We start from the raw sequence: 26,343 nt of genomic DNA, 5'->3' as shown, positions 1-26,343 counted from the left end.
CGTGGATGAACCAGACGACTGATAAAGCTATGATTCACATGTCCCTCGACGAGCTGAGAGATTTCGCGAGCGGAATCCTTCTTGAAAACGGTCTTTCCTCTGCGCAGGTTCCTGGAGTTACGGAGACGCTGGTTGCAGGAGAACGCGATGGTTGCGGCGCGCATGGCATCTATCGACTCCTCTCGGCGGTCCGCAGTATGCGGCTTGAGAAGATCAACCGGCATGCGGTTCCGACCGTCACGGAACCGGGGCCGTCGCTTGTCCGCGTGGATGGCGATCGTGGCTTTGCACAGCTTGCCTTCGAAGCCGGCCGGCCGCTCCTGATCGAGAAGGCTCGCCGCTATGGCATCGCGGCGCTGGCTCTCAACCGCTGTATCCACTTCGCCGCGCTCTGGCCGGAGGTGGAAGCCATTGCCAGCGAAAATCTGGTCGCGATTGCAATGACCTCAAACCATGCCTGGGTAGCGCCCGCCGGTGGTACACAGCCTCTGTTTGGCACAAACCCGATTGCCTTTGGATGGCCCCGTCCGGGACAGGAACCGTTCGTCTTCGACTTCGCCACCAGCGCCATCGCACGCGGTGAGCTGGAACTTCATCGTCGTGGGGGAAGGCAGCTCCCTCCCGGCTGCGGCATTGATAGCGATGGAAACCCTACTACCGATCCCGCAGCCATTGCCGCCGGAGCCATGCTCCCCTTCGGAGGTCACAAGGGCTCCGCTCTGGCGCTGATGGTGGAGCTGCTTGCTGGTCCCCTCATCGGCGACCTCACCAGCAAAGAGTCACTCCTGATGGATAACGGTGCGGGCGCAGCTCCTATTGGAGGCGAACTGATTCTGGCAATTGATGGTTCCAGGTTCAGCGACACCCCTGCGTCAGCCGATCAAGCGGAGGCGCTGTTTCAGCAGATTGTCGGGCAGGGCGCGCGGCTGCCCTCGCAGAGACGCTATATCGCCCGCAAAAAGAGCCTTGCTGAAGGCGTGCACATTCCGACTGCGCTCTATGAGGAACTTGCCGGCCTGGGTCGATAGAGCATTTTCCCTGTAGGTGTAGAGTAGGGTTTCCGCATCTATGGGCGTTTTCCGCAAATGAAAACGCCGCTGCACACCCTCGTCGGGCTACCCACCAACAGGGAAAATGCTCTAGAGTTACCAGCTACCGCGTTCTCCAAAGATGTCGATGACGTGCCCCAGCCGGTCGGCGCCCTTGATCCAGTTGTTCTGCAATGCGGCCTCTACACCATCTGCATCCCCGCGACGCACTGCCGCAATGATGGCGGCATGTTCGCGAACGGACATATGCAAATCGGTAATGATGGAGCTGGCATACAACCGCCAGTAGCGCTCCGCCTGCGGCTCCACCGCGCCATGCAGCGTGGCAAGCCGCGGACCCGCGCCGGCGTGGACAATGGCCCGATGGAAGTCGCGGTCCACGTCGAAGATATCTGCCGTACGTCCCTTGCCCTTGGAGATTGCGGCCAATTTGTGATTGAGATTCTCCAGCGTGTCCGCCAGCTTCTCCCGGTCTTCCGCCGAAGCCTGTGCCGCGCCGCGGCCCGCTAGTCCTTCCAGCCTGCCGATAATCAGGTAGAGCTCGTTGGCATCTTCCTTGGTCAGCGGAGAGACAATCATCCTGGACTTGCTTACGTTCCGCTGCTCCAGCACATAGCCTTCGCGCTGCAGCCAGTGGATCGCCGCGCGCACCGGCGTACGGCTCATGCCCAGACGCTCCGCCAGGTCCGCTTCCACAATCCACGTCCCTGGCGACATCTTGCCGTGAACGATCAGCTCACGAATCTCCTGGAACGCGGTCAGCAGACTGGTGCCGTGCTCGGCTTTCTCTCGCTCACCCGTTGGAGATACCGTCCGCACCGCGGTCTTGGTTTTTGTTGGGCCTGTAGCGGTTTTCTTCACGTATCTTTCTCTCAATTCTTACTGTAGCGCACGATGGCCGGACAGGCACCCATGAATGAAAAAGGCGTATTTGTATCCAACTTCGTCTACAATTCAGGCATGCCATCGCAACTGCCTGCCTTCATTTCGGTCGTGGACTCTCACACGGCGGGAGAACCGACCCGTGTTGTCATTGAAGGTGGGCCGGATCTGGGATCCGGACCCCTGGCAGAACGCCGGGCCCGCTTTCAAGCTGAGTATGATCACTTCCGCAGCGGCGTCGTCTGTGAGCCCCGCGGCTCCGAAGTCATGGTCGGAGCATTGCTCTGCAAGCCGGTCAATCCCCAGGCTGCTGCCGGGGTCATCTTCTTTAACGATGTCGGCTATCTGGGCATGTGCGGCCACGGTACGATCGGCCTTGTCACCACGCTGGCTCATCTCAACCGCATTGGCCCAGGCAAGCACCTGATTGAGACTCCCGTCGGGGATGTTCACACCGAACTACATGCAGATGGCAGTGTCTCTGTACGCAATGTGCCCGCGTTCCGGTATCGCGAAGCAGTCCGTGTCGAGGTTCCCGGTTACGGCGCCTTCACCGGCGATATCGCCTGGGGTGGGAATTGGTTCTTCCTTGTTGACGGTCACGGTCAGAAGCTCATCGCTGCTAACCGCAATCCCCTGGTCGCGCTGACCACGGCAATACGCGAAGCTTTGATCGCTAACGGCATCACCGGAGCCGACGGCGCACTCATCGATCACATCGAGTTGGTCTCCGCACCGGAAGATCCAGCGAACTCCGGCCGCAACTTCGTCCTCTGCCCGGGCGCTTCGTTTGACCGCTCCCCTTGCGGCACGGGCACGAGTGCGAAGTTAGCCTGCCTGTACGCCGAAGGCAAACTTTCCGAAGAGCAGACGTGGAAGCAAGAGGGTATTCTTGGGACGGTATTTACCGGCTCCGTTGTTTCACACGGCGATCAGGTTATTCCGACCATCAGCGGACGCGCGTGGATTACAGCCGAGTCGAAGCTTTATTTCGATTCCAGCGATCCCTTCCGTAAAGGAATCGCGTTCTAATGCCTGGTTTTGATCTCGCCATCGTCGGCGCCGGTATCGTCGGCTGCGCGTGCGCACTGGAAGCTGCACGCGCGGGCCTGCGGGTGGTCATCGCGGAACGTGGCGTCGTCGGTGGAGGAACAACCGCGGCAGGCATGGGCCACGTCGTCGTGATGGACGATTCCCCGGCCCAGCTTGCACTCACAGCTTACTCACGATCCTTGTGGCGAACCATGGCTCCGGAACTTCCCGCAGGCGTGGAGTATGAGTCGCGAGGCACGCTGTGGATTGCGGCCGATGACGAAGAGATGGCCGAGGTCTTCTCAAAACAGACGACGTACGCCCGCGCGGGCATCGCCTCACAGGTTCTCGATCCCCGTGAACTGGCCGAAGCGGAGCCCTATCTTCGCTCCGGGCTCGCCGGTGCACTATTAGTTCCTGACGACGGAGTGCTCTATCCCCCCGTTGCCGCGGAGTACTTCCTCTCCGAAGCGCGGCGTCTGGGCGTGGTGCTCCTTTCCGATCATGAGGTTGTGCGCTGCGGCAAGGGCCGTGTCCAGTTTGCGAATGGCACCTCGATCGAAGCAGAGCGGATTCTGCTTGCCAGCGGCGCTCATATCGATCTGCTGCCGTCGCTGCCTATTCAAAAACGGAAGGGACATCTGCTCATCACCGATCGGTATCCCGGCGTGGTGAGTCACCAGTTGGTCGAGCTTGGCTATCTGAAGAGTGCGCACAAGCTGACAGCCGATTCGGTGGCGTTCAATATACAACCCCGGCTTACCGGTCAGTTGCTCATCGGCTCTTCGCGCCAGTATGGCGACGAGAGCCGCGAGATCAACCATGCCATCCTGCGCAGCATGCTTGAACGCGCCATCGAGTACATGCCCTACCTGAAAGGACTATCCGGGATTCGCGTGTGGACCGGCCATCGCGCCGCGACGGCGGACAAGCTTCCTCTCATTGGGCCAACAGCGGATCATACGCTGTTTCTTGCCATGGGCTTTGAGGGCCTCGGCATTACGAATGCTCCTGGAGCGGCCGTACTCGCCATCGATGCGCTTCTCAACCGGGCATCGGTCATTGACGCTGCGCCGTATCTACCGTCGCGTATCCAGCAGGAGGCCGTTCATGCCTGATCCGCAGGTCGTGATTCATGTGAATGGATCGCCTATCTCTGTGCCTGCCGGTTCTATGCTGAGCACGGCATTGTTGATGGCATCGGCGCCCTGCCGTATTTCAAGTACAGGCGAGCCCCGTACCGCGCTCTGCGGCATGGGAATCTGCCTGGAGTGCCGCGCTATCGTCAACGGGGTTCCGCATACCCGCACCTGCCAGACCGTATGTCAGGAAGGCATGCGCGTGGAGACTCAGCCATGAAGCCGACAGATGTTCTGGTCATCGGTGCCGGGCCCGCAGGTCTTGCCGCGGCAACCGCGGCTTCGCGCAATGGGTGCCGTGTTGCCGTTCTCGATGACAACCCAGCGGCCGGCGGACAGATCTGGCGTGCGGATATCACGCGGCCCCACCACGAGGACCCGACGCGTGGCGCCGCGATAGCGGCCTTTCACACCTCAGGAGCCGCTCTGCTTCCCGGACGTCGTATCGTCGATGCCCCTTCGCCGTCCACATTGCTGGCCGAGGCCGGAGGCCACTTCGAGACCTATCGGTGGGATCGCCTGATTCTGGCGACCGGCGCGCGTGAACGCTTTCTACCCTTTCCCGGATGGACGCTGCCGGGAGTCTTCGGCGCAGGTGGTCTGCAGGCCCTCGTCAAAGGCGGATATCCGGTTGCGGGCAAGCGGATCGTTGTCGCGGGAACAGGTCCGCTGCTACTCGCCGTGGCTGCTCATCTGCGTCAATACGGAGCCTCAATCGTTACCATCGTCGAACAGGCGTCGACTCTCCAGATGTTGCCCTTTGCAGCATCGCTCTTACGCAGCCCTGGCAAGCTGCTGCAGGGTGCAGGCTACCGCAAGACTCTAGGCATGACGCCATACCAGACGGGCTGCTGGCCAATCTCGGCGCAGGGCGATGAGACGTTGCGCTCCGTCACACTGACCAACGGCAGACGAACATGGACGGTGGAATGCGACCTGCTTGCCTGCGGCTTTCATCTGGTCCCGAATACTGAGCTCGCTCAATTACTGGGATGCACACTTCAGAGCAGCTTTGTTCAGGTCAACTCGCAACAGCATACCTCGGTTGCCAACATCTACTGTGCCGGCGAACCTACCGGCATCGCAGGTGTCGATGCTGCACAAGTTCAGGGCGAGATTGCGGGGCTTGCCGCCGCGGATTGCAATCCCCTTCCGGCGCGCCTGCTCGCACGCCGCGCGAGGGAAGCTGCCTTTGGCCGCCGTCTGACACACGCCTTCCGGCTTCGTCCTGAAGTACTCAAGCTCGCTTCGCAGGAGACGATCGTCTGCCGTTGTGAGGATGTCACCTTCAGCCAACTAAAGACTCGTTCCAACTGGACAGACGCCAAGCTCCATACCCGCTGCGGCATGGGTCCATGCCAGGGTCGCATCTGCGGCTCCGCAACAGAGGCTCTCTTCGGCTGGCAGCCGACCTCTGTCCGCGCACCTCTTTTTCCGATTCCTGTCGCTGCCTTCTGCGACGAAATCTCTTCGCTCAACGCACCATCAGCCCGTTAGGAGATCTCTATGAAGTGGACCGGAGTGATTCCCGCAGTCACCACGCCGTTTGAACCATCCCTCGCCGTCGATCACAACCTGCTCTTCCAGCACACATCGTGGATGCTGGAAAACGGATGCACTGGCCTGGTGATGCTTGGCTCTCTCGGAGAAGGCGCAACGCTGGAGCATGACGAAAAGGTCGCCATCCTTAAGACCGCGCTTCGCGCATCGGAGAAGACCGGAACCCCTGTCGTCGCCGGCATCTCCTCTCTCTCGACCGCAGCCGCCGTTCGTCTGGCTAAGGAAGCGGAAGATCTCGGCTGCGCCGGCCTGATGGTGCTTCCGCCGTATGTCTATAGCACCGACTGGCGCGAGATGAAGGCTCACATCGCCGCGATCATCCGGGCAACGAAGCTTTCCTGCATGCTCTACAACAACCCGGTTGCGTATAAGACCGACTACATCCCGGAGCAAGTAAAGGAGCTGGCACAGGAGTTCCCCAACCTGCACGCCATCAAGGAATCGAGCGCCGATGTGCGCCGCGTGACCGCAATCCGCGCCATTATTGATGACCGCCTTACCATCTGCACCGGCGTTGATGACGCGATTGTCGAAGCGGTTGCTGCCGGCTCCAGCGCCTGGATCGCGGGTCTGGTGAATGCCTTCCCGGCCGAGTCCGTCGCACTCTATGAGCTTGCGATGGCCGGCAAGCACCAGGAGGCTTTCGAGCTCTATCGCTGGTTCCTGCCTTTGCTTCGTCTCGACACCGTGCCGAAGTTCGTTCAACTCATCAAGTGGGTGCAGGAGCAGACCGGCACTGGGACAGCCAGGGTCCGTCCGCCGCGGCTGGAGCTTGTCGGCGCCGAGCTCGAAGAGGTGAAGGCAGTACTGGCAACAGCAATGGCGAACCGTCCTGCCGTCAAGTCCACACCTTTCCCTGTCCTGCAGCAGGCATAACTTCCCCCAGCAGGCGGCTGCATTCCTCCCCATGCAGCCGCCTCCGCAAGATCAGCCCTCCCCTTTGAATACAGCTTCAGGAGTCGCCGTGAGCTTCTCTCCGTTGTTCCGTCTGTCTCGTGCTGTCCTGTTGTTCTCGCTCATCAGCAGCACACTGAGTTGGTCTCAGCCTCCCAAGCCGCTTCCTCCTGGCCCCATGCTCGATGGCGGGCGCGTAGTACTGAAAGGCAAAGAGCTCACGTTGGAACTGCTTGCCTACTCCGGCACAGTGGCGCAACTTCGTCCTGCTGCGGATCCGATGCTGGACTACACTCCCGGCGACCTTCTCAAGTCTCGTTCGGCCGATACCTTTTACCACCTGGGCGATCTCGACCTGCGTCTTCGCGATGATGCCTCTACCGACTGGAAAGACTATTCAACGGCTTACCGCCGCAAGCCGATCCAGGTTCTTGCCAATACCTCAACCGTCTTCCGCGCTGATCTTGCTGCGACCTTACCGGCCGAGATTCCGCTGCGCGTGGTGCGGGAGTGGTCCGTTCGTAACGGCGATATCTATCTCAGCTACACGCTCACCAATCGCACCCACAAGGCTGTGCATCTTGGAGGCATCGGTGTTCCGATGGTCTTCAACAACATCATGAACGGCCGTACCCTCGAGCAGAGCTATACGACCTGCTCCTTCTACGACCCCTATATCGGTCAGGATGCAGGCTATGTTCAGGTTGCACGCCTCTCCGGCACAGGGCCTGCGCTTCTGATCGCGCCCGAAGGCCATGCTCCGCTGGAAGCATGGAAACCGATCCTCGATAAGCGTGTCAGCCGCGATGGTGAAGCCGTATTGCTGAATGATCCGACGCGGCGCGGCATGACCTTTGAAGGGTCGTATGAGTGGATGATCCACTCCGCAGGCTTCGCTGAGGACGATTGGAAGAGCGCCGAGCAGTGGAACCAGCCAACTGAAGCTGTTCTTCAACCCGGCAAGAGCATCACCTATACACTGCATCTGTTTGTCGCTCCCTCTCTCCGCGAGATTGAAGCAACGCTCACAGCTCACGGACGTCCGGTTGCCATCGGCATTCCCGGATACATCCTGCCGCAGGATACAGATGGCCGGCTCTTCCTCCGCTCTGCAACTCCAGTCACAAGCATCGCCAGCGAACCCGAAGGCTCACTCTCTATCCATCACGATGGCCTGGCGCCTGACGGTAAGACGCAGGCCTACACCATTCATGGTCTTCGTTGGGGACGAGCTCGCCTGCGCATCACATATGGCGATGGCAATATACAGACCATCGCCTATCGCACCATCAAGCCGGAGACGCAGACCGTCGCAGACCTTGGCCGCTTTCTCTTTCATGAGCAATGGTTTGAACAGCCCAACGATCCCTTCCATCGTTCACCTTCCGTCATCAGCTACGACAACGATGCCGGTCAACAGCTGCTTCAGGAATCACGTGCATGGATCGCAGGTCTAAGCGATGAGGGCGGAGCAGGGTCGTGGCTTGCAGCCGCGATGAAGGAAGCCATCGCTCCTGATCCGGGTGAGGTTCGTAAACTCGAAGCATTCGTCAATCAAACCGTCTGGGGTCACCTGCAGGAGAGTGAGGGCCCGCAGAAGTTCGGCGTTCACAAGAGCCTCTTCTACTACCAGCCGGACGCGATGCCTGCCGGGTACTACGACACGTCGATTAACTGGGGCTCGTGGACCAGTTGGAACCGCAAGGATGCCGCCGATGTCGGGCGCTCCTTCAACTACCCACACGTCGTTGCTGCATACTGGTCGCTCTACCGCATCGCGCGCAACAACTCGGGCCTTGCCGCAATGCAGGACTGGAAGTGGTATCTCGATCACGCGTATGAGACCACTATGGCGATGCGCTCCCATGCGCCGTATTACACCCAGTTCGGTCAGATGGAAGGCACCATCTTCACCCTGCTGCTGCATGATCTGAAGATGGAGGGCTGGAACGAACAGGCATCTACGCTCGAAGGCTGGATGCGTCAACGGGCGCAGCAATGGAATTCCGAACCCTATCCCTTTGGCAGCGAGATGCCATGGGACTCAACAGGGCAGGAAGAGGTCTACGCCTGGACGCGCTACTTCGGCTTCAAAGAAAAGGCTGATCTCACGCTCAACGCCATCCTGGCTTATACGCCGGTCGTGCCCTCCTGGGGATACAACGGCAGTGCTCGCCGCTACTGGGACTTTCTCTATGGTGGCAAATACCCACGCATCGAACGTCAGTTACATCACTACGGCTCAGGCCTGAATGCGATTCCGCTACTCAGCGAGTATCGTGCCCATTCCAGTGACCTTTACCTGCTGCGCGCAGGCTACGGCGGCGTCATGGGGCCGCTCGCGAATATCGACGAGAAGGGCTTCGGTTCTGCGGCGTTTCACTCCTATCCCGATCGTATGCAATACGACCCGTACACCGGTGACTACGGTCCGAACTTTCTCGGTCATGCGCTCAACAGCGGCGTATATCTCGTACAGGATCCCTCGCTCGGCTGGCTCGCTTTTGGTGGGAATGTGACAGTCCATGGGAATACCGTCCGGTTGGATGTGCTCGACTCATCGCGGCAGCGTGTCTTTCTTGCGCCAACCGGTCAGTGGCTCACGCTGGACGGAGGCGCGTTTACCGCAGTCGACTATGACACCTCCACGCATCAGGTCACGATTCATTTGGCGCCTGCTACGGCTTACGTCAAAGAAGTGAAGCTGCATATTGCTACTCCGGCAACGGAGAAACCTGAAGAGGTACGCACGGTTTCTCTCGCGTCGGAAGAGACTAGCGTGTCTTTGATGACGCAGAAGTAGTTGTATTAGATTGGGCTGAAGCTCTATGGAGCGGGCCTTCAGCCCTTGGTCTTCTAATGTGCCCGAGGACCTGGGGCGTTGCCTCAGGCTGGTATAGAGCGCGCCTTCAGCGCTCCGTGCTCGAACCGGTGGGAGCCGTGGGCTTGAGCCCACGGTTTATCGACCACAGAAGAGATCGGGCTTTAGCCCTGGGCTTTATCTTTGATCGCCAGAAAGGCCCAGGGCTAAAGCCCATTCATTTTTTACGCTCAATCAGCGGGCTGAAGAGTCTGTGTGAGAGAGGCATCCTCTCTTTGTTTGAGTGAGCGATTGCTGTTGCAAGGTCTCTGTCGCCGGTGTCTGTGAGCAGTTTTATCGGGATTTCTGCAGGATGTAGATGCGTTTGAGGTTGTAGGCGGTGGCGGCGAGGGCGAACTCGGTTTGAACCTTGGAGATGGAGCGTAGCCGGAAGGAGCGGAGGTTGCGTTGTTCTTTCATGATGCCGAAGACCGGTTCGACGATTCCCCTGCGTTTGCTGTACATCGCTCTTGCCTCTGGATCTCGTAGTTTGTGTCGCATGCGTTTCAGGCGCGGATCATGTCCATCAAGATCGGCTGCTGGGGTCTTAGTATTGAGTTCCCGTGCCAGGTTGGAGTCCGGGACATAGGCATCGATGTGGAGCGTTTCCATCCGTTCTACGTTTTCGTTGGAGTAATAGCCGGAGTCTGCCAGCACCCGCCGGGGACGCTCTCCGCAGGTCTGTTCGACCAGCTTCACCATCGGTTCCAGGTTGTCGTTCTCGTTGCCCGACTGGGTCACCCTCTGGGCTACGATGAAGTGGTCTTCCGATACGGCGATCTCACCGGAGTAGCCCAGCAGGAAGCGGTTACCGCGGCTGCGCAAAAAGCGCGCATCCGGATCAGTGATCGAGCGCTTCTCAGAGGGCCTCTTCGCCCGCCGGGGCAGCGGCTTGAGCCTCGCCGGAGCATCCTCGATGGCCTCGATCGCAGCTCCTACGCGAGTGCCCGCGCCTTCGTTGGGGTCATCCTTGTCGCAGCTCTGCTGCCAGCGGCGTATGTTCCGGCGAGTCTTCGCCCTCTGCTGCCGCTCCAGCGCGATGACCTTATCCGGAGAGGCCGACGCCTTGATCCGGGTCGCGTCGATCGCTACCGTGCCTAGCTGCGCCAGCTTCAACGATCGGGCCATCTCCACCACCTGCGTGAAGCAGTCGTTGATCGCTCGTCCATGACGGCGGCGAAACGCGTTCAGCGCCCAAAAGTCAGGCGTCGCCGCTCCTGCAAGGAAACGGAACGCGAGGTCTTCCCGGATACGCTGCTCTAGACGGCGAGACGAAGTTACACCCAGAAGATACGCATACAGCCATACCTTCAGCATCAGCGATGGATCGTACAGGCGCCCACCCATCGGCCCGTACGACTCATCGAAGCAGCTCAGATCCAACTTCTCGACACTCTTGTGAACGAAAAAACACAGATGATCCGCGCTCAGAACTTCATCTACACGAGGCGGCACCAGATAGCCTTGCTCCGGAGAATAGGGCAAATAGCGGGACATACTCTCTTCTCATATAAATAATCCCGAAAAGCAAGTACTCACACAGACTCTGAAGCCCGCTGCTCCCACCCAACAAACTACCCCGCGGCAACCTCATCAATGCTGCGCCGCGCAGCATTGCGCCGCAGCAGGGCATACACGGGTATACCGCTCAGAATGATGATCAGGCCAGGCCATGTGGTTGATGTGCGATAGCAGAAGAGCACTACCAGCACGATTGCCGCTCCTACCAGATACATCGCCGGCAGCCATGGGTACCCCCAGCAGCGATAAGGACGCACCGCGTCCGGCTTCGTCACTCGCAAACGAAAAAGCCCGACGACGGTGAGGATGTAGAACAGCAACGCGGCCGAGATTACGTAGTCCAGAAGGTTGCTATAGAGATTGCCGTATTCTCCTGTCGCTGCGTTGTAGGTACGCGGTAGTACCAGGAGGAGCGACCATAGGCACTGCAAGCCGAGAGCCCATCCCGGCACTCGCGCTCGGTTCAGTACGCCTGCACGCCGGAAAAACAATCCATCCTGCGCCATGGCGTAATAAGCGCGTCCTCCGGCGAGGGTGAGTGCATTGACCGTTCCGAAGGTCGAGACCATGATCAGAAGGCTCATGGCCAGCTTGCCGATTCCAGGCAACACGGTATCGACCACCAGTGTCGCTACACGGTCCTGTGGTGCGGCCTGAATCCCCTCGACAGGAAGCACAGCCAGGTAGCAGAGATTGCACAGCAGATAAAGCCCGATGACGAGCGAGGTTCCGATCGCCAGCGACAGTGGAAGATTCTTCTTCGGGTTACGTACCTCTCCCGCCACAAAGGTAATGTCGTGCCAGGAGTCCGCTGAGAAGAGTGAGCCGGTCTGCGAGACACACAGCGCCACCAGCATGCCCCATGCTGTAGCGATCTCTGTACTACCGATTGCCGTGACGTGGATAGGGGTCCAGGCCCGCGCAAAGTTCGCATGGAAGATTTGCGGATTGCGCAGGAATGCGTATGCTGCCAGGCCCAGCAGTGCCACGATACCGGTGAGCTTCGCCACGGTAAAGACGTTCTGGATCAGCTTGCCCCACTCGACCCCATAGCTGTTGATCAACGCGATGAGAAGAATGATCACGAGCGCCAGAGCCTGCGCTGTCGAGAGTGAAAGCGCATAGGACGATCCAAGATGAATCGGTGCAATCAGGTATTGCTTTTCAGAGATGGCAGGAAAGATCGCTCCACTAAAGCGGGCGAACGCGATGGCTACCGCCGCGATGGTCCCGGTCTGAATTACCGTTACCAGCGTCCAGCCATAGAGGAACCCGAAGATCGGCGAGAACGCCTCGCGAAGGTAGACGTACATGCCGCCGGCTGAGGGCATCATGGCCGCCAGCTCTCCATAGCTGAGAGCTCCGGCGATGGTCAGCACTCCTGTGATCAACCAGGCCACCATCAGCCAGCCGGCAGAGCCCACCTGCCGTGTGATCTCCGCGCTGACGATGAAGATGCCGGAACCCACCATGACTCCGGCCACGATCATCACAGAGTCAAACAGACCCAATGCCTTACGGAACTCGCCTTCGCTCTCCCGCTCCAGATGCTGCTGCTCCATTCACTACCCTCTGCGCAACCCACGTGGTATGACGATGTACTCCTTGATACCACGGCGAGCTGTTCGTGATTCGTCGATTGTGTTGGGAAGAAGAAGAATGCCCGGCACGGGAGGCTCCGCGCCTGCCGTACCGGGCAATTTATATCGATCGACTAGAACTCGATATTGCCGCGCAACTCAATCCAGCGAGGATGGTTGGTGACGCCACTGTTGGCAAAGTTCGTGCTCTGCACACTGTTGGCGAAGGTTCCGGCGATCCCACCGAAGGAGCTGGGAGTGCTACCGAATACAGGGTGGTTCCAGACATTCAGGAACTCACTCTGCAGCTTGACCTGGACACGCTCGTGGACCGGGAAGCTCTTCGAAACCGACATATCGTGGTAGAAGGCATGCGGTCCGTACAGATAGAGCCTTTCGCCGATGGTGCCTGGTGTAGTGTTCGGTTGGATATAGTTTTGGTTGACGCCGCCCGCAGACAGATACTTTGGATCCAGTTGCCGTGCATAGGTCTTGCCAGGCACACGATGGACGCCGACAGCGCTCTGAAGTTCCTTCGCTGTAACGCCGATCAATCGTATGCCGCCGTCTGCATAGTCGTTGTAGGTCATGTTGCCGCCGGTTATCTGTTGTGCGGCGCCGGTCTGGATAATCATGATCGATCCGATGGTCCAGTTGCCCGCGAGTCGGCTGACCAGGTTGTTTGAACCGAGAAAGGCCTTCCCCTTTCCAAAAGGCAGATCATAGGAAGAGGTGAAGTGGACGACGTGACGGATGTCATATGGCGTGGGCCCATATCCCTTGCTGAGATCGCGTAAGGTCAGCAGACTGTCTGCCCCGCCCGTATAGTTCTGCGTCGAACCGATCCCAAGCGCCTTGCCGAAGGTATAGTTCGCATCAAAGACCCACCCGTGCCAGTTCTGCTGCCGGAAATCCAACTGCAGCGAGTGATAGTTCGAATAACCTACGGCCTTCATCAAGCTGGTCGTGGCGCCCGCGGCGTATGGGTTCGCCTGGAAGAAGTTGATCGGATAGCCTGCACCGGCGCCGGTGTATCCAGCATTATTCGCGCACGGAGAGAACGACGATCCGACCAGGTTGCAGAAGTAGGTCGTCGTCCCCGAGATGCCGCTCAGGATATTAGCTATCGCGCCGACCTGGCCCGTCTTGATGTAGTTCAGATAGTCGGCGTTTTCGTAGTCGACCGCGCCTCCATAGGTTCCTGAGGGCTCACCAGCAAAGGCGGCATCGAAGATCGGCGTCTTGTTGCTGCCATGAAAGGTTGTTCCGCCGCTGGCTGCGTAGTTCGCCTGCGCCCGCTGGAACTCCGCCAGGAAGCCGTTCTCGAAGATATTCACTTCGTTGGGATTGATCGCCAGCCACTGGTGTAGCGTCCGGTTGCCGTCGTATCGCACCTCGACAGCGCGGTTTCCAAACTTGCGTTCAAAGCCAAAGTTCCAGCTCTGTGTGTAGGGCTGCTTGATGTTGTAATCCATGCCCGCAGCCGAGACCGAGTTCAGGAAGGTGAAATCGGCCAGTGGCTCCGTACGCAGATAGCTTGCGGGTGCAAGACCACGTGCCGGAAGAGCACTTCCCAGCGAAAGAGAACCCGGCGTAAAGGTGCCTGTTTGTCCTGAAGTGTTCGGATTCAGATAGAAGTTCTGATAGAAGAACGCGCCGTAGGACGAGGAGTTGTTCCAGTAGTACTGCTGCGGCATAGTGAAGCGTCGAAGACCGTAGCCGCCGCGGATAACTGTATCTCCCTGACCAAATAGCTTTCCAAGGAAGCCATCCTGATTGCGCGGATTCCAGGCAAAGCCAACCTGCGGCTGAGGCGAAACATTCCAGGGAGCATAGGAGTGCGGCCGTGTCTCAAACTGTGGATTGTTGGTTCCCTGCAGCGATCCTGGACGGAAGAGGTTGCCAACGCCTGAGGGACCGTAGACTGACGCCTCGGTCAAGGAGTGATAGGCGCCAGTGAGGTCGTGGTTGTCGCCGGTAAAGTCCCAGCGCATACCGTAGTTCAGCGTCAGGGTCGGGAAGATGCGCCAGGAGTCCTGCGCGAACAATCCCCAGGCGGTCTGCAACTCGTTCAGGTTGTAGGCACCGACAGCCTTGAGATAGTCGCCCGTCTTCTGCGAATACGAGTAGCTGCCGTTCACGTAGTTGATGCGGCCCGTCAGGACGGCATAAAGCTGCTGCGCTTCGTTCAGATTGTCCGGACTGGCGTTCGGCAGGCTCGAGCTGGAAAAGGCGTTGTTCGCAGGGTCACCGGATGCGAGGCCCAGGGTGATGTTGTCAAAACCGGCTGGCGGATTCCAGTAGTGATCCTGTTCGCGGTTCCACATACCGCCAAATTTGATGGAATGTGATCCCTTCTGCCAACTGATCGAGTCGGAGGCGTTCAGCACCGGATAGAAGTTCGAGGTCGGCAGCGTGTAGGTCTGCCCCGACATGCTACCGCTACCCCAGTTGTCCAACCCCCAGTAGATCGTCGGATTGGTGGCATATAACGCCGGCGCATCCTGTGCGTAACGGTTGACCGTATAGAGGTAGCCCAACTTCAACTGATTCATCATCCGGGGACTGATCTGGTAGTCCAGACCATATCCGATGGTGAAGGAACGATTCTGATATCCGGAGTTCTGGTTTTGAAATGAACTGCCGGGGAATGGAGGCGCATACGATCCCGCCTGCTTCACCTGCGACATGTTCCAGGTGAGATACATATGCGTCTTCTCGGACTTCGCATAGTCCAGACGCACCGTCGGGTAGTAGTAGATATACGGCGCGGGCGTGTTCCAGAGAATCGAACTGATGTTCGCGTCGCTGGTTCCAATGGTGTTGCCGGAGGAGAGTGAACTGTTGATCGCCGAGAGTTGGCCCGCAATCACCGAATTCACCGACGTTGGCAGCGATGTGCTGTAGTTCTTCGCAAGTGTGAACAGGTTGCGTGTATAGATGTTGCCGTCCGTACCGGTATAGGTGAAATTGCCGTTCTGTGCGGTTGAGGTAAGGAACGAGTTGCTGTTCGTCTGGTTGTACGGCTGCCTGCGGGTAGAGAAGCTTCCGAAGAAGAAGAGCTTGTCCTTGAGGATCGGGCCACCGAGGCTGCCACCGAAGTCGTTATAGATCACCTTGGCTCTGCGGACACCGGCGGCATTGTTGGCATAGGTGTTCGCAAATAAACCGGAGTTGCGCGTATCTACGTACGCTCTTCCGTGAAACGCATTCGTTCCGGAGCGCGTGACATAGCTCAACTGCATCGTTGAACGGCCGAATCCCTGGTCCAGATCGATCTGGTCGGTTTGGACGGACATCTCCGCGATATTCTCCACGCGTGGTGACGCAGCCGCCTGCACGTTGCCGTTGTACTTACCGCGCGAGGCCGCACCGACCACACCATCGATGTTCACGCCCTGGTTCGTCAAAGGCTGGCCGTTCCACACGCCGATCTGGCTGCCGTTGGTGTCCTGCGAGCCGGCATAGCCTGCCGTAAGCCGCGCCAGCGAGGTCAGGTCGCGACCGACGATCGGGAGGACTTCGATTGCCTTCAGATCAATCACTGCTCCGAGCGAGTTGGAGCTCACATCGAGCAGCGGTGTCGCCACCGCGCTGACACTCACTGTGTCGTTCGTGCTACCGATCTGCAACACCACCGCAACCGGTGTGACCTGCGATGCATGCACGATGACGGTGTCGACCCGAGTCGTAGAGAACCCAGGTGAGGAAACGTTCAGGCGATAGGTTCCGATCGGCAGGTTGACGAAGCTGAAGGCTCCTGTGCCTTCCGTTGCCGCTTTACGAGTGATATTGGTGTCCAGCGCCGTCAGCTCCAGGCTGGCCGCGGAAACAACGCCGCCGGTGGCGTCTGCAACTGTTACCGAGACCGTGCCCTGCGTCCCAGACTGTCCGTACAGTCTGCAACACAGGAAGAGAAGAAGCGCCAGAGCGGCTGCGGGAAAACGTTTTCCTGAAATTCGTATCAACATACGACCTCCTTCAGAAACAGCGAGACTGGGTATTCTGCGAACCCGAGACAGGGATGGGGGAGAGACCAGAAACAGATCGCGCCACTTTTAGCGGCTGTATGACAGCTTTGTTAACAACGTGACCCGATTATGTCGTTAATTGTGTACAAAACTCAATACAAAAATTGAGACGATTTTGAGTCCCATACTGAAATATCAAGATAGCCCTACCCCGCGCCCTCGGCACACTCATGGCTTCGCCGGCTTTTCGAGCGCATTCCAGTCCGGAGTACGGTCACCATGGAGAGCCTGCACAAAGAAGTCCTCAAGCTTACGCTGCCCATACGCGCCACCGGCGCCATGCTTCCCCCCGGGTACGTACAGCAGGTCAAACATCTTGTTGGCCTTCTCCAGTCGATCGGCCACCTGGAATGTTGAGGCGGGATCGACGTTATCATCCATCTCGCCAACCACCAGCATCAGCTTCCCTTTCAGGCGCCAGGCGTTGTCTACATTCGACGAAGCCGAATACTCGGGCCCGATGGGCCACCCCATCCACTGCTCGTTCCACCAGATCTTGTCCATGCGGTTGTCATGGCATCCGCTGTTGGCGACCGCGGCCTTGTAGAACTCCGGATGAAACAACAACGCTCCCATCGCGCTCTGGCCGCCGGCCGAGGTCCCGAAGATTCCCATGCGGGTGATGTCGTACCAGGGATGCCCGCTCGCATATGCCCTGTGCCACAGGATGCGATCCTCAAAGCCCGCATCCTTCAGGTTTTTCCAGGCGACGTTATGGAAGGCCTTCGATCGATTGTTGGTGCCCATCCCATCGATCTGCACCACAACAAACCCCAGTTCAGTCAACGGCTCCGCACGGGTGGAAAACGTCTTCGGCACAAATGATCCCTGCGGCCCCGCGTAGATGTTCTCCACCACCGGATATCGCTTCTTCGGGTCGAAGTTCGCGGGCTTCCACACCACACCCCAGATCTCTGTCTTGCCATCCCGTCCCAGCGCATGAAAGGGTTCCGGCGCATGCCATCCGGCAGCCCTGAGCTTGTCGACGCTTCCCCGTTCCAGCTCTGACACCAGAGAGCAATCACTCGTGCGATGAACGGTGAGCACCGGAGGATCTTCCACCGTACTTACGAGGTCGAAATACAGTGTTCCGTCCTCGGAGTATGCGACCTTGTGATTTCCAGCAGAAGGTGTAAGCGACGTCAGGCCCGTTCCGTCAAAACGAATGCGATAGGCATGCACAAAATAAGGGTCTTCGCCGGCATTCATTCCGCTTGCCGAGAACCAGATCATCCGCCTGTCTTCATCCACCCGGTCGACCGAGCGCACTACCCACTCGCCTCGCGTGATCTGGTTCTTCACATTGCCCGTCCGGCCGTCCAGCAGATACAGATGCTCCCATCCATCCCGCTCCGATGCCCAGAGGATCTCTTTGCCATCGGCGAGATCGCGGCGATATTCCTTGCCGGTGTCCTGTGGCTCCGGAATCAGAGAGCGATAGTCCACGAACGTATCGCTTGTCTCATTCACAAGCGTTCTGGCTGCTCCCGTGGCGCCATCCACCTCAATCACACGATAGACCTGATGTCCCCGCTGGTTGTACTCAAAGGTGAATCCACGGCAGTCCTGCCACCACCGTGCCTGCGAAAGTTCGTAAGGATTCGGGAACAGCTCGTTCGCAATAGCGATCTCTTTCTTAGTGCCTAGGTCGAACAGGACCGGCTGCGGAAGATCCAGCACATCGCCCGGCTTGGCATACGGAATCTCGGGATAGAGCGGCTGCAGTTGCATCGCAGGCGACGACTGCACAAACCGGATGGTGCGGTGATAGCCGGGACGAATGCGGTAAACCACCAGCTTCGATGAGTCGGGAGACCACGAGACCGTATCCAGATCGTAGTAATTTCCTTCTGAGCCGTCTGTGCTCAGGACCAGGCGCTGTTTGCCATCCGCACTGCGCACCACGAGATTGAAGTTAGCGACCAATGCCTCCCACTTCCAGTCGGGAGACGCGACAGTGCGATGCTCATTGTTGCGGGAAGACTCTCGCCCGCCATCAGCACCATCTTCATCCCGCTTGCATGCGTAGCTCTTCAGATCGCAGCGCCACGGTGTATAGCCGATGCGGAACGCCAGGATGCTTCGATGATCTTCCAGCCTGGCATCGCGTAGCGGAAGCTGCCGCGGCTTGACCTCTTCATGCGTGGCCGCGCTCAGCGCTACCGTCAGCCGATGATGATCGAAGGCCAATTCCTTCTTCCCGGTTTCCACATCCGCGAGAAAGAACTGGTGGCCGCCACCCGCTACCGTCTTGTCGTACAGCAGAACATGCTCGCCCTGCACCCAATTGGCGCCGCGGACCACGTTCTCTGTCAGGTCTCCGTACTTCTCATTCAACTTCGCGGCACGCTCGTAGTCATTTGGCGTGACGGCGGAAAAGCTCGTTTGCACGCAAATAAAGGCAAGCACTGCAAAGGCAGCGTATCTCATGCATCACTCCTCGGGTACGGCGGCTTCTCAGGCTTATGGATGAGTGGGATGCTCACCATAAAACTTCCACTGCGGAACAAAATCCCGAGTCAGCGTCTCGTGTTCCAGGTAGGCTCGCAGCAGCGCGATCGGCATCGCATTCTCATGCAGAACCGCATCGTGAAACTCGCGCTCGGTCATCTTGCCGCTTCCAACAAGCTCCTTGTGCAGCGCACGGAACTGCAAGGCCCCCATCAGATAGGCGCTCTGATACAGCGGACCGACCGATCCATCGAAGGACCGCCTCACTTCGGCGGTGGCATTCTCCGGCTCGAAGCCGACGTTATCAATCAGGAACTGCACACACTGTTGCGGTGTCCACTTACCGAGATGAAAGTTCATCGTGAAGATGACTCGAGCTGAACGATGCATGCGCCATACCAACGCACCGACACGTTCCTCCGGGGTCCGGTCGAAGCCACGGTCCCAGAACAACATCTCCCACCACAATGAGTTTCCCTCGTACCAGAAGGGCGTCTGAAAGGGTTCACGGTACGGCCGGTAACGCGCTCCCATATAAAACTGCAGGAAGTGTCCAGGAATCATCTCGTGAAATGCGGTCGCACGGGCGAACGGAATATTGTTGCCGCGCATGCTCATCTCACGTTGCTCGAAGGTCATTGTGTTTGTCGGATACGAGACGCTGATCTCGTCCCCTCCGGTAAAGAACGGGTTCACCAACTGTCGTTCAGGCGTCATCATGATCATGCGCCAGGTCTCTTCTGCAGTCGGCGGCACAGTCACCAGATCGTTTTTCTTGACGAACTCAATGCCTTCCACCACCAGTTTGCGAATCAGCTCCGGCTGATCGCCCGGAGGCACGTGCATCGTCTTGACCTTCTCTACAGCAGCGTGCCAGTCATCGCCATATCCCATCTCGTGGGATGCCCGCAGCATCTCCTTCATGCACCAGTCGTACTCTGTCTGGGCAATGGCCGTCAGCTCTTCGGGGGTGTATGGAATAAGGTCGGCTGATAGCTCGCGCATCAATGCTTCGTGACCCACGGGATCTCCGATGATGGTCTTCTTATCGTCAGCGGCAATCCCAACCAGCTTCTCCCGAAGGAATGCCTCATATCCTTCCAGCGCCTTATCTGCATCGCGATACGGCTGCTCCACCCACCAGGTGAAACCTGGATCATAGCCACTGTACTGTCCATACCAATCATGAAGGACCTTCTTTAGTTGCTCTGTCGCGACAACAGCGCGGTTAGCCACAACTGCATCGGACTTCGGCTTGCCTTCACTCTTCGCCGGGTCGAGCGTGTGTTTCGCATTTTCAATAGTCCGCACCATGGCTGTCAGAGTCGCTGCTGTCTTCTCAGAATCCGGCCGCACCATGTGCCGATGCTCGTCTTCCAGATCTTCAATCGTTCCGGCAAAAGGCAACAACGGTCTCATGGCCGTGGCCTTCTCGCGCTGCAAACCGAGTTCGTACAACTCGCCTCGGAGCTGGTTCTGCAGCAGTAGGTAATCCAGCTTTTCGTCTTCCGCCAGCGTCTTGAAGTCAACCGCGGCAAGCTGCTGCTGTTCCTGCTGATAAAACGCCTCCATCCTGTCCAGACGGCTCCCTGAAAAGGAAATGACATATGCCGCCTCCAGCGCTCTGCGATCGGCGCTGAACTGCTGGATCATCGATGGCAGCTTCGGCTCAGCAAGCCGTGGAGTTGCGGCCCAAGTCTGAAAACAGAAACAGGAGAATGCGACGGGAACGATGGTCCGCACAAGGTATGTTGAAAATTTGTTCGTTCTATCCACGACGTCGTTCTTCTCCTCAAGGCAGAACAAAAGCCGCTCAACGTGGCTCTTGCTTATAGCGAAACGTTTGCGTCTTTCTTTGCGGTGAACAAGCGAACTCCGAAGACCGGTCCTACTGTCGACCGGTCATGTGGGAGAAAGCGTACGCGGATGCTCTCTTTGCCCTTTGTCAGATCAGTGCTCAACGGGTACTCCACATCGAAAAACTTTCCCGGACGATCCTGCTTCAGCGTCTGAGTGGCAACCTTCACATTGTCCACCAGGATGTCGAAGCTCCGTTCACGCTCGTCACCCCAGTAGGTAGCCTGCAGCACCATCTCCACGGGCTTGCACTTCAGCGTGAACTCGAAGTATCCACCGGAACGCGCATCGCGGCCATTTCGCCCGCGATACGACACCGGATACGAGATCTCCGAGACCAGATTATGGTCTCGCTCGGGCTGCATCTCGCCCAGATGCATCACATCGACGGACCGTGCGGCGATATCGCGGGCCTTCGCCTGCTCCGCCAGGAAGTTGCTCTCTTCCACCTTCCATGCAGCTTCCGTGAAGCGCTTGAAGTAGACGGCGCTGCGCCGATCATACTGACTATAGAACGGAACAAACTTCAGGTCCGCCGGTCGCACGATGCCCTTCGATGCGTAAATCGCTTTTTCGGAGGAGACAGCCGAAAGACTCGCCAGCAGGTTCTCGCCTACCAGAGATGGGTCGGGTCTATCCCACTTCTCCGATGCCGGACCAAGATCGGCACTCAGAACCATGGGGCCGCGAAGCAACGCCACCGTGTCGTTGTCTCCGGGCGCAGGCTCCAGCCGTAGATCGAGCGGCAGAGTGATTGCCAGCACGTCGCCCTGCTTCCACATTCGCTTCACCAGCAGATATCCGCGTGCTCGTTCGGCAGCAACCGCCTTTCCATTCACCGTGACCTTCGCTTTGCCTTCAGCCCATCCTGGAGAACGAAGACCTATCGCAAAGTGTTGCCGGTCCGGCAGAGCCGTCAGAGTCAGCCTCGATTCCGGCGTGAAGGGATAGTTGGTCTCGAGCCTGAGTTTCGCCTTTCTGCTTGCCCAATCTGCTTCGGCGGGAATGTACAGATTGACCAGCAGCGTTCCATCGCCTTCCCAGAAGATCGACTCACCGTGTTTGGCATGGCTCTCCATTCCAGTGCCCACACAACACCAGAAGGCGTCTTCCTTTGGAGTGGAATAGCCGCGCTCCGCTCCTGACATCAGCGGCGTCATATAGGTAAACCCGCCGTCTTTCGGATTCTGCGCCGCCATTACGTGATTCAGGTGAGCTCGCTCGTAGTAGTCGAAGTAGGTTCCATCTGGATGCCAGGCATACAAATGCCGCGTCAACTTCAACATGTTGTAGGTGTTGCAGTGCTCGCAGGTCTGTTCCGTAATGTGCGCGGCGATCGTGTCGGGAGCCGAAAAATATTCGCGGTCTGCGTTGCCCCCAATGACATAGCTGTGATGCTTCGTCACCGCCTCCCAGAAGAACTCCGCCACATGTCCCGGTTCCGGCCTATTCGTGAGCTCGTGAATCCGGGCAAGGCCGATCAGCTTCGGTACCTGTGTATTCGCGTGGAAGTTTGTCAGCTTATCTTCGCCGGCTTCCAGCGGATCCAGTACACGGCGGTCATACAGCCGCTCCGAAACGGCGAGCCAACGTTTGTTGTGAGTGATGGCATAGAGCTCCGCATAGCTCTCATTCAGGCCGCCATACTCACATGCAAGCAACTTCTGCATCTGCTCATCGTTCAAGGCATCGAAGATGTCCGCAAAATACCCGGCCAGCCCGGTCGCCACTTTCAGGGCAGTGGGATTGCCCCAGCTCTCATAAACATCCAGCAAACCGGCAAAGACCTTGTGGACGGTGTAGAGCGGAGACCAGGAACCATTCAGATCGAATCCACCGGAGCGGATCTCGCCTTGCTTTACCTCACGAAAGATCTCTTCTCCATCAACGATGGTTCCGTCTTTACGCTTCCTCCCCAGCGCACCGACGTAGCCTGTCCCACGCGCCGCCTGCGCCCTGGCAAGCTCCTCCACGATGTAGTTAGCGCGCTCGCGGCATGTGGCATCGCCAGTCTGTTCGTACGTTCTAACCAATGCAGTGAGGTAGTGACCGAGTGAGTGCCCCGCGATCGTGTCGCTCTCCCATCCCCCATAAATAGGAGCCTTGGGTGGTAGCCCGGCATACTGCAGAAAATTGTGCAGGAACCGGTCAGCGCTCAGACCCAGCAGATATCCGCGATTCACCTCCACCGCATTTGCATACACCGAAGGCAACAGACGGACCGACGACAGCGGCAGAGGCCTGGCGTGAGCCGGAAGCAGCGATGACGAAACCGCCATGGCGTCTGCGTTCCTTGTGGCAACGGAGGCTGCCAGGCCATACAAAAAGCCGCGGCGGGTGATCTGAGGTGCAGGTAAAAGCATGCAGAATGTATACCATAATGTATTCATTCCGGGTAGACGAGCTGCCAACGCCAACAAGGGGCAGCACTCATTGCTTCCCCAAATACAGCAAGGGACGGCTGGTTTGCCGTCCCTTGCTACGTTCGCAGGTTAAAGGTTATTGAGTGTTGTGGAATTTACTGATAGGCACCCATCGACGGAGTGCTACCACGCTGTGCTCCGACGATATCGACCGGGGAGAACTTCGACGTTGTTCCGGCTTCCTTACCGGCCGAGCTCGACTGCAACGCGAAGTTGGTGCTTGAGACAAAGCTCGGAGCCGTCGTCAGAGGAGCCGAATCCCATGAAGGAGCAGCTCCGGCGCCGGACCAGAGGTTGTTGGAGCCAGTCACGTTTGTAGTGCCTGGCTCGATGTACGGCTGAGCTGCGCTGGGTTGAACGCAGATGTTGTTTGTCAGGTTCATTCCGGCTCCGGCAAAGACGATGCCGAAGCAGCCGTTCTGGTTGCCGGTTACGTAACCGCCGGCATCCACGACGGTGTTGTTGTAGATCTGCACAGTACCGCTGGTAGCGGCCGGCGGATCGGAGTTAATGGCGATACCAGCTTCGTTCGCAACACCGTAGGGGTTCGATGCAATTGCAACGTGAGAGATCACATTGTTGTACACCTCGACCGTGCCCTGCGATGGATCGACAGAGGCCAGACCGATACCGTCGCAGTATCCGCCGGTGATGACATTGTCGTGCACGTGAATGTCAAACAGGTTTCCGCCGGTGGTCGCATGGAACATGATGCTGCGGCAGTAGCCCTTGAAGTTCTGGCCAATGCTGTTCCAACCTGCGTCCGCATGGTTGACACCGGTGGAGAAGTAGACAGCGTGATAGGTCTTATCCACGTTGCCGCCGGTATCGTGTACGTTGTTGCCCTGGAAGGCCCATGTATCTGAAGGGCTGTTTGTCTCTCCAAGTACGCAAGCCGTTCCGCCAACACCGCTGGGCGGAGCCGGGCAGGAGATGCTGTTGTTGATGATGCGCATGTTGCCGGCCTCAGCATCGATGGCCGAAACCTGGCCGACGATATTGAAGTTGGCGATGGTGATGTTCTTACCCCATCCCTTTATGCCATTGGTAACGCTGGTGCTGCCTACATTGACCGTTCCACCTGGGAACCCAACGATCGACAACTGGCTGGTCGGCGACGAGCCGCCGATATCGGTTGACATCGCAGCGTTGTAGCCACGACCGTCATTGAAGCTGACATCGGTGCCGGGCATGATGTAGATGACCGTGTTCTTCGATGGCGAGCTGTTGTCGTTTGACGTTACGGAGTTGAACGCCGCGCGCCAGGTCTTGAAGGGCTGCGCATAGGTTCCCGGGTTGGTGTCTACGCCGTTGGGAGAGACGAAGATGATGTTGGTTGGGGTTACTGTGAACGGTACGCCGTTCGATGCCAGACCGTTCACATTCACCACGATATTTCCCGTGGTTGCAGCCGGGCCAAGTTGAGCAACGATCTGCGTATTGGTCCACGAGCACAGGCTGCAGTTGGTCACAAGCGATCCACCAAGCGTCAGTGTGCTTGAGCCCTGCGATGAGCCAAAGTTACTACCGAAGATGCGTACATACACACCATTGCCGGTATCACCGCCTGTGCCTGCACCAACATTCAGATCAGTGAAGTTGATATGCGGAGCGCCAGACGTTGTGCTGCCCGAAGACGGATCCGTGGTGGGCGATGTAGGAGTGGTTGGGGTTGTAGAAGCTGCCGTAACCGTGATGGCGGTCGATGCCGTCTGGCTACTTGTACTGTTACTTGCTACCAGGTTGTAACTGGTCGACTGTGTTGGAGTGACGACTGTACTTCCTGAAGCAGCAACTGCGCTGCCGTTGATCGTCACTGAAGTTGCGCCGGAAGTACTCCACGAGATGGTTGATTGATTCCCCGCCGTAATAGAAGTTGGCGAAGCGTTGATGGAAGCCGACAACGTAGTCGTAGTAGACCCTGATTTATGTTTGTGCCAGTACTGACCGTGTGCGGATGAGCCTGCGGCGAGTATAGACACACTGCTCCCTACGATGAGGAGACGAATTATTGACTGATTCAAATCAAAAAACTCCCTTGGGGATTGAAGCTGTGCGGGGCTTCATGCAAGTTGGTGGCCAACTATGCCGGGAATTCGATGATTCTGAAAACAGGTTGTTGTGGGTAAAAAATGGAGATTTACCGATGTCGGAGGGGTAAATATTCTCCCCATGAAGGGACAAAACTTCCCTATCGGCTCAGAGAGCAGTGTGGGGAGCGGGTTTCCGCATGAACCAGCTCGCGGTTTTCCACAGTCCAGTTTTTGAGCTTGCTCTTCTTGTGGAATCACTACTTTGAAGCAATGTCACTTCAGCTTCGTCGATTCCAGTTCCAATATCTCTCGCATGAAATATCTTTTACACAAATTCGGAGTAACTTCCTCAAGGCTCTCATATAGAATGCCGTTCTCAACTTATCTCATGCTATATAGCGGTGCTCGTTTACCGAGGCTTGAGAGGCGAACAACATCAGGAGAAGAGACCCAATCGATGCCAGAGATCTGTAAGTGAGTTCCGAATGCCGTGCCGTTGCGAGACTCTGGATGGACTCAACTCTGATGTCGTGATATGAGCCGCCAGTCGATATCCGTAACCGCTTACGGTCTGGATGTATTCCTGTCCGTCAGCCATCTTGCCGAGTGACAGCCTCAGGAGATACACGGTTTGAATGAGGGTGTGGTGTTCAACGTTAGTATTCGGCCATACCTCTCGCAATAACGTATCTTTTCGGACTGGCTCACCCTGTGCCCGTACCAGGGCGCAAAGCAGATCAAGTTGTTTCGCAGGGATTGGGATTTTTTGTATTCCCCGGCTCAAGCTATTAGGACCCGTTTCGAACGTAAACTCATCGAAGAAATAGACACAGCCCACTACTCACTCCATCCATTGCTCTGTTTGTTTTTTGTTCTGCCGTTCCTTCATCCAAAGCTGATTTGTACGTCTCAAATTAGGCGTTGATTCGGAGAGATTCTTCCATCGCAACACTCATTTTTTGGAGGGGGAACAACACGCCACACAATTTCCAGGCAAAACGATTTCAAGAATCTCTACGTTCACTTCGACT

At 57.7% G+C, this 26,343-nt stretch carries 16 protein-coding genes; 7 read left to right on the top strand and 9 right to left on the bottom strand.

What is annotated here, in order from left to right; translation table 11 throughout:
* The first annotated feature begins 29 nt into the window (after window positions 1–29).
* Window positions 30–1,028, top strand: a complete 999-nt coding sequence (locus FTW19_RS05755) for an Ldh family oxidoreductase (protein ID WP_147650486.1) — start codon at window positions 30–32, stop codon at window positions 1,026–1,028.
* Window positions 1,029–1,145: 117 nt separating this feature from the next.
* Here the strand turns inward: FTW19_RS05755 and FTW19_RS05750 are convergent, their stop codons facing one another.
* Window positions 1,146–1,910: a GntR family transcriptional regulator gene (locus tag FTW19_RS05750; RefSeq protein ID WP_246153587.1), complete on the bottom strand. Its 765-nt coding sequence runs from the start codon at window positions 1,908–1,910 to the stop codon at window positions 1,146–1,148.
* Between the two features lie 51 nt (window positions 1,911–1,961).
* On the opposite strand from FTW19_RS05750, the gene FTW19_RS05745 reads away from it, so the two are divergent.
* The 6 genes from FTW19_RS05745 to FTW19_RS05720 all read left to right on the top strand — a co-directional run bounded on the left by FTW19_RS05745 (window position 1,962) and on the right by FTW19_RS05720 (window position 9,359).
* A complete protein-coding gene (locus FTW19_RS05745) occupies window positions 1,962–2,963 on the top strand; it encodes a proline racemase family protein (RefSeq protein WP_246153586.1) in 1,002 nt (333 codons plus the stop codon).
* On the top strand, window positions 2,963–4,081 hold the full coding sequence (locus tag FTW19_RS05740) for an NAD(P)/FAD-dependent oxidoreductase (RefSeq protein WP_147646745.1): 1,119 nt from the start codon (window positions 2,963–2,965) through the stop codon (window positions 4,079–4,081). The genes FTW19_RS05745 and FTW19_RS05740 overlap by 1 nt, the downstream gene beginning before the upstream one ends.
* Entirely contained in the window at window positions 4,074–4,322 is a 249-nt protein-coding gene (locus tag FTW19_RS05735) for a (2Fe-2S)-binding protein (RefSeq protein WP_147646744.1), read from the top strand. The genes FTW19_RS05740 and FTW19_RS05735 overlap by 8 nt, the downstream gene beginning before the upstream one ends.
* Window positions 4,319–5,599 carry an NAD(P)/FAD-dependent oxidoreductase gene (locus FTW19_RS05730; protein WP_147646743.1) on the top strand — a complete coding sequence of 427 codons (1,281 nt, stop codon included), beginning with the start codon at window positions 4,319–4,321 and terminating at the stop codon, window positions 5,597–5,599. Before FTW19_RS05735 ends, FTW19_RS05730 begins: the two co-directional genes overlap by 4 nt.
* Before the next feature lie 9 nt (window positions 5,600–5,608).
* Window positions 5,609–6,538 (top strand): dihydrodipicolinate synthase family protein, encoded by a 930-nt coding sequence (locus FTW19_RS05725; protein ID WP_147646742.1) that lies wholly within the window; start codon window positions 5,609–5,611, stop codon window positions 6,536–6,538.
* Window positions 6,539–6,626: 88 nt separating this feature from the next.
* Window positions 6,627–9,359, top strand: a complete 2,733-nt coding sequence (locus FTW19_RS05720; protein ID WP_147646741.1) for a DUF5695 domain-containing protein — start codon at window positions 6,627–6,629, stop codon at window positions 9,357–9,359.
* A 351-nt stretch (window positions 9,360–9,710) separates the two neighbouring features.
* Here the strand turns inward: FTW19_RS05720 and FTW19_RS05715 are convergent, their stop codons facing one another.
* The 8 genes from FTW19_RS05715 to FTW19_RS26400 form a co-directional block, all read right to left on the bottom strand.
* A complete protein-coding gene (locus FTW19_RS05715) occupies window positions 9,711–10,913 on the bottom strand; it encodes a transposase (protein WP_147646740.1) in 1,203 nt (400 codons plus the stop codon).
* A gap of 77 nt (window positions 10,914–10,990) precedes the next feature.
* The gene (locus FTW19_RS05710; RefSeq protein WP_147646739.1) at window positions 10,991–12,499 is read right to left on the bottom strand and encodes an APC family permease; all 1,509 of its coding nucleotides are present in this window, start codon (window positions 12,497–12,499) and stop codon (window positions 10,991–10,993) included.
* A 152-nt stretch (window positions 12,500–12,651) separates the two neighbouring features.
* A complete protein-coding gene (locus FTW19_RS05705) occupies window positions 12,652–16,488 on the bottom strand; it encodes a TonB-dependent receptor (protein WP_147646738.1) in 3,837 nt (1,278 codons plus the stop codon).
* Window positions 16,489–16,716: 228 nt separating this feature from the next.
* On the bottom strand, window positions 16,717–18,978 hold the full coding sequence (locus FTW19_RS05700; protein ID WP_147646737.1) for a S9 family peptidase: 2,262 nt from the start codon (window positions 18,976–18,978) through the stop codon (window positions 16,717–16,719).
* A 33-nt stretch (window positions 18,979–19,011) separates the two neighbouring features.
* Window positions 19,012–20,652 carry a DUF885 family protein gene (locus FTW19_RS05695; RefSeq protein WP_147646736.1) on the bottom strand — a complete coding sequence of 547 codons (1,641 nt, stop codon included), beginning with the start codon at window positions 20,650–20,652 and terminating at the stop codon, window positions 19,012–19,014.
* Window positions 20,653–20,828: 176 nt separating this feature from the next.
* Window positions 20,829–23,219 carry a glycoside hydrolase family 127 protein gene (locus FTW19_RS05690; RefSeq protein ID WP_222705532.1) on the bottom strand — a complete coding sequence of 797 codons (2,391 nt, stop codon included), beginning with the start codon at window positions 23,217–23,219 and terminating at the stop codon, window positions 20,829–20,831.
* A gap of 155 nt (window positions 23,220–23,374) precedes the next feature.
* The gene (locus tag FTW19_RS05685) at window positions 23,375–25,261 is read right to left on the bottom strand and encodes an IPT/TIG domain-containing protein (protein WP_187143305.1); all 1,887 of its coding nucleotides are present in this window, start codon (window positions 25,259–25,261) and stop codon (window positions 23,375–23,377) included.
* Between the two features lie 487 nt (window positions 25,262–25,748).
* A complete protein-coding gene (locus tag FTW19_RS26400) occupies window positions 25,749–26,150 on the bottom strand; it encodes a winged helix-turn-helix domain-containing protein (protein ID WP_147646735.1) in 402 nt (133 codons plus the stop codon).
* Between the last annotated feature and the right edge of the window lie 193 nt (window positions 26,151–26,343).

The organism is Terriglobus albidus, from assembly GCF_008000815.1.
Classification (GTDB): Bacteria; Acidobacteriota; Terriglobia; order Terriglobales; family Acidobacteriaceae; genus Terriglobus; species Terriglobus albidus_A.
Note: the sequence above shows the minus strand (reverse complement) of the source record. Positions and strands in the feature narration are given on the sequence as shown.

Coding starts and splice junctions, on each gene's coding strand:
- FTW19_RS05715 (WP_147646740.1), bottom strand. CDS start 10,913: ATGTCCCGCTATTTGCCCTATTCTCCGGAGCAAGGCTATCTGGTGCCG.
- FTW19_RS05710 (WP_147646739.1), bottom strand. CDS start 12,499: ATGGAGCAGCAGCATCTGGAGCGGGAGAGCGAAGGCGAGTTCCGTAAG.
- FTW19_RS05740 (WP_147646745.1), top strand. CDS start 2,963: ATGCCTGGTTTTGATCTCGCCATCGTCGGCGCCGGTATCGTCGGCTGC.
- FTW19_RS05695 (WP_147646736.1), bottom strand. CDS start 20,652: ATGATCCAGCAGTTCAGCGCCGATCGCAGAGCGCTGGAGGCGGCATAT.
- FTW19_RS05735 (WP_147646744.1), top strand. CDS start 4,074: ATGCCTGATCCGCAGGTCGTGATTCATGTGAATGGATCGCCTATCTCT.
- FTW19_RS05700 (WP_147646737.1), bottom strand. CDS start 18,978: ATGAGATACGCTGCCTTTGCAGTGCTTGCCTTTATTTGCGTGCAAACG.
- FTW19_RS05755 (WP_147650486.1), top strand. CDS start 30: ATGATTCACATGTCCCTCGACGAGCTGAGAGATTTCGCGAGCGGAATC.
- FTW19_RS05690 (WP_222705532.1), bottom strand. CDS start 23,219: ATGCTTTTACCTGCACCTCAGATCACCCGCCGCGGCTTTTTGTATGGC.
- FTW19_RS05745 (WP_246153586.1), top strand. CDS start 1,962: ATGAATGAAAAAGGCGTATTTGTATCCAACTTCGTCTACAATTCAGGC.
- FTW19_RS05730 (WP_147646743.1), top strand. CDS start 4,319: ATGAAGCCGACAGATGTTCTGGTCATCGGTGCCGGGCCCGCAGGTCTT.
- FTW19_RS05705 (WP_147646738.1), bottom strand. CDS start 16,488: ATGTTGATACGAATTTCAGGAAAACGTTTTCCCGCAGCCGCTCTGGCG.
- FTW19_RS05725 (WP_147646742.1), top strand. CDS start 5,609: ATGAAGTGGACCGGAGTGATTCCCGCAGTCACCACGCCGTTTGAACCA.